General features: G+C 43.8%; 4 protein-coding genes. 2 read left to right on the top strand and 2 right to left on the bottom strand.

The annotated features are described in order from the left end of the window. Positions 1 to 307 precede the first annotated feature (307 nt). Positions 308 to 1,414: a saccharopine dehydrogenase family protein gene (locus IQ229_RS11300; protein ID WP_194043723.1), complete on the bottom strand. Its 1,107-nt coding sequence runs from the start codon at positions 1,412 to 1,414 to the stop codon at positions 308 to 310. A 197-nt stretch (positions 1,415 to 1,611) separates the two neighbouring features. Between IQ229_RS11300 and IQ229_RS11295 the strand changes: the two genes are divergently transcribed. Continuing rightward, positions 1,612 to 2,349 (top strand): class I SAM-dependent DNA methyltransferase, encoded by a 738-nt coding sequence (locus IQ229_RS11295; protein WP_194043721.1) that lies wholly within the window; start codon positions 1,612 to 1,614, stop codon positions 2,347 to 2,349. Between the two features lie 18 nt (positions 2,350 to 2,367). Here IQ229_RS11295 and crtD read toward each other — a convergent pair whose 3' ends face one another. Beyond that, entirely contained in the window at positions 2,368 to 3,876 is a 1,509-nt protein-coding gene (gene crtD, locus IQ229_RS11290) for a C-3',4' desaturase CrtD (protein WP_194043720.1), read from the bottom strand. Between the two features lie 194 nt (positions 3,877 to 4,070). Between crtD and IQ229_RS11285 the strand changes: the two genes are divergently transcribed. Next, positions 4,071 to 5,388, top strand: a 1,318-nt coding sequence (locus IQ229_RS11285) for a zinc-dependent metalloprotease family protein (protein WP_228013383.1), incomplete at its 3' end; no start/stop codon positions are given.

Below are 5,388 nucleotides of genomic sequence, written 5' to 3'. Positions count from 1 at the left end.
GTTCACAAATAATTTAGCAGTAGCACAAAGTTGTGTAATCTTATGCGTATACCTGTTTAAAATGAGAATCGCTATAATTCCCAATTTTCGTGCTTACTAACTACCGTCCAGAACTCAAATTCTGGAATAATAGCTCAAGTCTGCTCAAGTAGACTAATATTTTACTTTCTTATCTGATAGACACTTATGACCCAATACGGTTCAGTTAAGGCTAAAACTCTTTGTCAAAGTCAACTTTTTTAACGAACCGCAGAGGCGCAGAGGAAACAGAGAGAAGAGAAAAAATGCTTAACTGAACTGTATTGACTTATGACCAACTGTGATTAATTTTAATTCCTCGGCTTTGCATTACCTCTTCAAATAAATTTGTTGGTAATGCTTCTTCTACAGGAAAAACTCCGGGTTTTTTGAGTTTACCTTCTAGCAATAATTGGGCAATACTACCTGTGCCACAACCAGAAGCTACAGCTGTATTTTCATGCACTACAGTTGAGCAATAAACGGCTGTTTCATCATTTTTCTGCCCTGTAACCTCAGAACGAACTGCTACTCCAATTCCACTAAAATTATTAGTGACATCTGTCATTGAATGGCTGACATGAGACAGAAATTCAATCATGTAACGACGCTGCATTAACCACTTGGGAAAAACGTGTGCCGCAATCCAAGTTAGATGATTATAAAAATCTGGAACGGAACCAAACTTAGTAATTACAGTTTTCACTGATGGGAATGCATGGGGCAGTGTAAAGGTTTCTGGCATATCAAACCAGTAAACTCCTGTGCGTCCATAGGGAGGTGGAAAATCAATTAATTCTCTTTCACTATAAGGCTTGATTATCTTCCATTTTCCATCTATCCAAGTCTCAAAAGGATACTGCAACCCAAGAAAAGTTGTCCGCATCACTGTAATGCCAGCACCGCCAGAACCGGAAACTAAATAACTTAAATGGATCTTTTCTGGTTTATCAAATTGTTCAACACCTTGACGCACCATGCTGTTAGAAATACCAGGAAAAATACCAGTATTAATAATTGCTGTTACACCAGCAGCAGCAGCCTGTTCACTAAAATTGAGAGCTTTGCTGGTATAAGAACGATGGTCACTGACATCTACATAGTTAACGCCCTGAGCAATACAGGTTTCGAGAACATTAGTATCTCGATAGTGAAATGGCCCAGCACAATGGATGACTAAGTTAGAGTTTGCGATCGCATCTCGCAACTTGTCAACTTCTGCCAAGTCCAACACCAAAAACTGCACTTGTCCTCCCGAAGACAAGCTAACAGCCTTCCCAAACTCCGCAGAACGTCCAGTAATGGTAATTTGAGCCTGCGTATGGGTAGCGAGATCCTGAGCAACACTGCTACCAATCCGCCCTCGTCCACCTAGAATTAAAACGCTGTCTGTCATTACTCCAGATTCGCAACACTAACCTTATTTCATCAGTTTTGTGTCCTGTTTGCCATCGGTTATAAGTATGACTTGCCTTTACAATCAAGGCAGAGTTTTCGATTACAGTTAAATTGCTCCCCGTACTAACCTGTATTCATTGTTGATCTGCTAATATGCCAATAATGTCATCAGCGTACTGCAAAGGAACAGCACGTATGGAGCAGACGGGCCCAAATTTCTATGATGATGAGGCGGTTTTTGCAACCTATATGCGCCGTCGTCAACGTATAGATACACCGAACGATACGCTTGAAAAGCCAGTGATGATGGATCTGATTCGACCCATTACTGGTAAACATATCCTCGATTTGGGGTGTGGCGATGCGGCAATTGGGCGAGAACTCCTCGATCGCGGCGCTGCGAGCTACACTGGTATCGAAGGCTCACACAAGATGGCTGCCGTCGCAACCAAAACACTTGCTGATACGGATGGTCAGATCATTGAGCAGACAATTGAGAACTGGATGTATCCACAGGCAGCATTTGATCTAGTTATTGCGCGACTCTCCCTGCATTATGTCGCTGATTTAGTACCAATTTGCACCCAGATATTCCACACACTCACACCTGTGGGACTCTTTGTTTTTTCTGTCGAGCATCCTGTAATCACTTCTTCTGAGGCTGGATGGACTTCTGGCACGCTCCGCCAAGATTGGATTGTCGATAACTATTTTACGACTGGACTGCGAGTTACGAATTGGCTTGGCGGCACGGTGCAAAAGTATCACCGCACGGTGGAAAACTATTTTCATCTCCTCAATGCAGCTGGATTTATCATTGAGGATTTGCGTGAAGCGTGTCCGCAACGCGAACACTTTCAAGACGTGCAAATCTATGAGCGACGAAAGCGTATTCCTCTGTTTTTGATATTCGCAGCACGCAAGCCTCGATAGCACAAGCGCATCTAATTTTTAAGCCTCAATTTGCCTAACTACCGTCAGCGCCGAATAACTCACCCCAGCAGTACCTTCGCCAGGATGGGTGGAATCACCAACTAACCACAAATTCTGGATGGGTGTACGATTGGCAAACCCAAAGGGACCAAAGGTAGGAATCCTTTGACCAATACCGCCAACTATACCGCGATCGCGGGCTGTGAAATGGGCAAAGGTGCGGGGTGTTGCGGCTTCTTGATGAATAATCGTTTCTGGTTTGAGATAGAAGTATTGGGCAAGACGAGCGATCGCTTCTTGGGTAAACTTTTCTTTTAGTCCTTCATAATCTTCAGTCTGCCACCACTGTGCAGGATCGACAAATGAAGAGGCAATAATTGTCGCTTTCCCCTCTGGTGCGCGGCCATCTCCAGGATGACTGACGGAAACAAACAGGGAATTATTCTCGCCAATGGGGCCATTGACATCATACAGAAATTGCAGGTGGGGAGAGCATTCAGGCGGAATCGCACTGGCATCTACACCCAAATACACCACAAAAGCACCCGATGCTTGAGGTAGTTTTTCCACCCTGTTTTTATATCCAGATGGCGCTTGTTCTCCCAATAACTGCACCAAGTTTTGCACGGTGACATTGCTAACTATGTGGTCGGCGGCTTCTGTCCAGACTTCGCCAGTTTTCTGATTTCTAATCACTACAGCAGTAGCTTTGCCGTTTTCTACTTTGATTTGTTCTACAGTGTGGCGCATCAACAATTTGCCGCCATCTCTTTCTAAGGATTGTACCAGGCGATCGCTTAATACTTGCATACTTCCCTGGAGGTGAAACAATCCTTGGGGCAGTTGGGATACACTCAATGCTGTTGCAGCATAAAGTAATGCTGTGTTCTCTGCATCCACCTGGGAGTATAGCTTTAGTTGCAAATCTAAAAAAGTTCTCAGTCGTCGGTCATTTCCCAATCCACATAACCGTAAAGCATCTCCTACCGTAAACAAAGTGAAGGGTACGGTAATTAATGTACTGGGACGCACCGCCTGAGTTAGCTGCCACAAATCCCATAAATTACGCGGTGGTAGTACCGGGTCGCGTCCTTGAAATTCCCAACTGGCATCAAACAAAGTTGCCATCAACTGCCAGAACGGTTCGCTACCGGGAAACTGTTTTTGTCGTTCCTCTTGCCACTTCTCTTGGTCGCGCCAGACATTAATCGGTGTGCTTTCCCCAGGTAAATAGACCGCACAAGCAGGATCACAAGGCGTTGCTTGTGGCAAATCTATTGACAATTCTGAGAAAATCCGGTGGTGAATTCCCCCTGGTTCCAACCCCGCCACCTGAGTTGCTCCCACATCAAAGGTAAATCCCTGGCGTTTAAATGTTGAAGCACAGCCTCCTGGTACGAGTGCTTGATCCAAAATTAAGACGCTGTAACCTCTATGAGCTAATAATGCTCCAGCAGTCAGTCCACCTATTCCCGCACCAATAACCACGACATGAGAGTTACTTTTGTCAAGAGAAATGCTGGACATTGATTAGTTTATTTAAAATTCTTAACATTTTTAATTATAATTTTACCTTCTCTGCGCCATCCGTGCCCATGCAAATATTTCCAGTATCGGTGCGAGCAGATTCTAACTTTTTGTAAAGATTGCATAGGAAAGTACGTAAAGTTATCTGCTTGATACTGATAAATAATAAAGGTTTCATTTAAGGATGAAATTATATGTCAGTATCAGCTTCTTTAGACCTGTCTAAAACTTTCTTCCTCAACAGCTTACTAGGAGCTAATCAGACAATTTATTTAGATTTCGACGGCAATATCACCTTTGGTACTTCCTGGAACACAAGTGAACGTCCGGCTAACATTATCACCCCTGCCTTCGACTTCGATGGCAATACAGCATCCTTTAGCTCGGCTGAACTTGAAACAATTCAGTATATCTGGCAGCGTGTCGCTGAGGATTTCAGCCCATTTAATGTTAATGTCACAACGCAGGCTCCAGCAGATATTAACGATCTGATTAAAAGTGGGAGTGATGATACTCGCTGGGGGGTGCGTGTTGCGATCGGCGGTAGCACTTACGATTGGTATGGTGAAGAAGCCGGAGGGGTCGCCTATGTTGGTTCTTTCAACTGGAATAGTGATACTCCTGCCTTTGTTTTTGCTAAAGATACGATAGGTAATGAGAAGTATACGGCTTATCTTATCTCTCATGAAGTAGGTCATACGCTGGGACTCGAGCATGATGGACGAATAACCCCCGCTGAAGAATACTACCAAGGACATGGTAGTGGAGAGACTGGCTGGGCATCGCTCATGGGATCGGGGTATTACCAGGAGCTACTCCAGTGGAGTAAAGGCGAGTATGCTTCTGCTAACAATACTGAGGATGATTTGCAAATTATTATCACTAAAAATGGGTTCACCTACCGAGCCGATGATTCTGGTGATACAATTGCGACAGCAAAGCCACTAAACATTTCTAGTACGTCTATCAGTGGTAGTGGCATTATTGAGCGCAATACAGATGTAGATTTTTATAGTTTTGTCACAGGTACTGGTCTGATTAGCTTGATAGTGAATCCTTTTAGTCGAGGGCCAAACTTAGACATTTTGGCAGAGCTATACAATTCTGCTGGTACCTTAATTGCATCGTCCAATTCAACAGATTTACTATCTGCAAGTATTGAAACAAATGTCGCTGCTGGAAATTATTACCTCAAAATTGATGGTATAGGAAAAGAAAATCCTCTTTTAACTGGCTACACGGATTACGGCAGTTTAGGGCAGTACTTTATCAGTGGTAGTGTAAACTTTTTTAATATCCAGCGATGGGCAACTGGGCAAGGCGGGTTCTGGGATACTCAAAAATGGCTAGTCGGCGATTTTAACGCAGATGGGAAAGATGATTTAGTCAACGTCTTCAATGATGGGGGTCTAGCCAGTATCGATACTCACTTATCTAATGGTGAGAGTTTTGGTATCCAGCGATGGGCAACTGGTCAAGGCGGGTTTTGGGATACTCAAAAATGGCTAGTCG

The organism is Nostoc cf. edaphicum LEGE 07299, assembly GCF_015207245.1.
GTDB lineage: Bacteria > Cyanobacteriota > Cyanobacteriia > Cyanobacteriales > Nostocaceae > Nostoc > Nostoc edaphicum_B.
This window is presented reverse-complemented; position numbering and strand designations above follow the sequence as displayed.

Excerpts from the sequence above, each read along its gene's own strand:
- IQ229_RS11300 (WP_194043723.1), bottom strand. The coding sequence starts at position 1,414 with ATGACAGACAGCGTTTTAATTCTAGGTGGACGAGGGCGGATTGGTAGC.
- IQ229_RS11295 (WP_194043721.1), top strand. The coding sequence starts at position 1,612 with ATGGAGCAGACGGGCCCAAATTTCTATGATGATGAGGCGGTTTTTGCA.
- crtD (WP_194043720.1), bottom strand. The coding sequence starts at position 3,876 with ATGTCCAGCATTTCTCTTGACAAAAGTAACTCTCATGTCGTGGTTATT.